1 protein-coding gene is annotated in these 963 nt (G+C 64.6%); it reads left to right on the forward strand.

Annotated elements, in window-relative coordinates:
* On the forward strand, window positions 1–883 hold an 883-nt coding region (locus tag ACR9ZJ_RS19320; RefSeq protein WP_481288682.1), incomplete at its 5' end, for a motility hub landmark protein FimV.
* Window positions 884–963 lie beyond the last annotated feature (80 nt).

The raw sequence follows: 963 nt of genomic DNA on the forward strand, positions 1-963 counted from the left end.
AGATGTGTATAAGAGACAGGACCAGGACCAGCGCGAAATACTCGACGCGCTGGCCGAGCATCCGGACGACATCGGCCTGCACCTCGAACTGGTGAGCCTCTACTACGGCCGCCGCGACGTCGAGCATTTCGAAGCCGCGGCCGAAGCCATGTTCGCCCACGTCGCCGATCCGGAGCAGCCGGAATGGCGCGAAGTGATGATGATGGGCGAGGACCTCGCACCGAGCCATCCGTTGTTCGGTGGCGTCCCCGTCGACGAGATCGAGGAGCCGTACGAGGACACCTATACGGCCTCGCGTCCGCACAACGAGGACGAAGTCGCCGCACTCGAGGAATTCGACCTCGGCAACTACGTCACCGGTCCGGACGAGGAAGAACCCCCGCAGAAACCGGCGCCGCAGAAGCACAGCGAATACCATTTCAACTTCGACCTGACGCCGGTGCAGCGCGCCGAAGCGGATCGCCGTCCGAACGCCCCGGGCGTGTTCGATGTCGATGCGCCGGAATCGCCTTATGCCGAGCCGCACGAGACGAACGGCAAGGCGGCCGCCGGTAATGAAACGGCCGGCAAGGACGAGGAACCCTCGACCTGGTCGTTCGAGGACGAGCATGACCTCGCTTCCCGTGGCCATGCCGAGCCGGCCACGACGGCAGGTCACGTGCCCCGTTTCGACGAACCGACCTTCCCGGACGAAGAGCCGCTAGAGGACCACGGTCCGGAGAGCTTCAGCGACGACCCGGTCGATACCAAGCTCGACCTGGCCCGCGCCTACCTCGACATGGGCGACGCCGAAGGCGCCCGCCTGATGCTCGACGAAGTGCTCGCCGAAGGCTCGCAGATGCAGAAGGACACGGCCCTCCGGATCCTCGGCGACATCGTCTAAGAACCATGTGTGTGGCAGCAGCTCTTGTGGGAGCCGACCTTGTCGGCGATGGGTGCTCGCCCTGTCTCTTATACACATCT

The organism is Luteibacter sp. KNZ12-1A (genome assembly GCF_056755675.1).